Genomic DNA, 1877 nt, shown 5'->3' with positions numbered 1-1877 from the left:
CTACCAGAACCTGGAGATTGTTTAATTATACAAAATTTTGAAAGGTTATTCATAAAAATTTTTAAAAAATCGCGAGATGTACATGTTAATAACCTATATATCCTTTACTTAGTATATCATATAGGTTTAATTAAAATGGAGGTTCAGGGCGAAGCCCTGACTATCTGGTTGTAATTGCCAATTTTTAGTGTTGGAATCAGCGTTTCCTTGAAGCAAATCAGCGTCTGCTTGAAGCAAATTAGCGTCTCCTTGAAGCGAATCAGTGTTTCCTTGAAGCAAATTAGCGTCTGCTTGAAGCGAATCGGCGTTTCCTTGAAGCAGACGCTAATTCCGAACAAGCAGAGAGGGGATTCCCTGCAGTATATCGCAGATTTTCAGTAAAGGAACAAAAATAATGAAGAAAACTAATTTCCTCCGTCCCTATTATTTTATATTTTTACTTTTAACCTTTAACCTTTTACCTGCTCCCTGCCTTTATGCCAAGATACATCTCGGCATCATCTCTGCGGTAAAAAACAAGGTAAAACAACTGAAAGAAAAAAAACCTCTGGTTCACTATGATGAAAAAACAAACACTGTAACAATACCTAATTCTACAATCATTACAGGTGGACAGCAATACTCGGAAACAGCAACTATACCAGATACATGACTTGCCTTGGTAATAACTTCTGATTCCTCACTATATTTTTATTCCCCGAAGTTGGGTAATTTAGATTCTTTAACCGTTGAAAACTCGTGCAGGGCGATTGAACAATTTCTTCTTGCTAATCTTACGCAAGAAACATCCTACTCTCATCCGAAAGATGTTAAACTTGCGATAGATACCAAACTTAAAACTGGGGTGTCTTTGAAAACTATTAATCCAACTACGATTGAATGCACTAACACACTACATCGGTGGGCAGCAGTTAAGGTTAGCACGACTGCCGAAAAAGCAGTATTACCGCCCAGAGAATTTTTTACAGTTGACATAATTTCCATTTTTCAAGCGGATTGGGGTAATATTTTTCAATTCAACACTACTCCAAAAACCACCGTTGGCACCGGGAATAAAATAGAGACATATGGAGCGATTGCAAGAATTTTTCTTTCGCCCGTCAAGTTAGCCCTCGCTTCGCTCGGGACTATGATTCAGACAGATAAAGGACTGATGCAAACAGATGTTGTTATATCTGTCTGAATCGGTCTTTTATCTGTTTGAATCGTATCGGAATTATTGAAATTCCGATACTCCAAGATATCTGTTTTTTGCCAATTGCGACGCAGCCTCTGTTGTCTGCGGTTGCATTCTCAGCTTTCCTCTGTGCTCTCTGCGGTTGCATATTTTGCGGGTTTTCCCATCTCTTGAAGTAAAGAATTTATCTCTTTTTTCAGTTCTATCATCTTCAATTCCCTGCCGGTCATAAGTTTATTAAATCTTTCCAGTTCCGACATCTTACTCCTTAAAGCCTGCTCTTTTGCTTGTAACTCTTGATGGCTTGCCTTTAACTGCTGGTTGGAAGCTTTTAACTGCTGCTGGCTTGCCCTTAATTGCTGGTTAGCAGCTTTTAATTGCTGTTCACTTGCCCTTAATTGCTGGTTGGCAGCTTTCAACTGTTGTTCGCTTACCCTTAACTGCTGGTTTAAAACATCCAATTCCTCTGCCCTCTTCTTCTCTGCTGCTGCTGCTGCTGCTTGAGCTGCAAGTTCCTTCTCTTTTTTCATAGCAGCACTTAAATCTTCAGCCATTTTGTTGAACGAATTAGCTAAATTGCCAATTTCATTAACAGATCCAACTTTTACTCGACCTGAAAAACGGCTATAAATTTATATTTTACCGATAATAAAATGCCCTTGACACAACCGTATAAAAATGATACACTTATGACAAATGC

The 1877-nt window shown here is 38.6% G+C and carries 3 protein-coding genes; 2 read left to right on the top strand and 1 reads right to left on the bottom strand.

Annotation, left to right across the window (positions count from 1 at the left end):
• Positions 1-394: 394 nt before the first annotated feature.
• Complete coding sequence (locus AB1349_14045; protein MEW6558446.1) at positions 395-652, top strand: hypothetical protein; 258 nt, start codon at positions 395-397, stop codon at positions 650-652.
• Positions 653-703: 51 nt separating this feature from the next.
• Entirely contained in the window at positions 704-1183 is a 480-nt protein-coding gene (locus AB1349_14040) for a hypothetical protein (protein MEW6558445.1), read from the top strand.
• A 110-nt stretch (positions 1184-1293) separates the two neighbouring features.
• Here AB1349_14040 and AB1349_14035 read toward each other — a convergent pair whose 3' ends face one another.
• Complete coding sequence (locus AB1349_14035) at positions 1294-1731, bottom strand: hypothetical protein (protein ID MEW6558444.1); 438 nt, start codon at positions 1729-1731, stop codon at positions 1294-1296.
• Between the last annotated feature and the right edge of the window lie 146 nt (positions 1732-1877).

This window comes from Elusimicrobiota bacterium (genome assembly GCA_040757695.1).
In the GTDB taxonomy this organism is placed as follows: domain Bacteria; phylum Elusimicrobiota; class UBA8919; order UBA8919; family UBA8919; genus JBFLWK01.
This window is presented reverse-complemented; position numbering and strand designations above follow the sequence as displayed.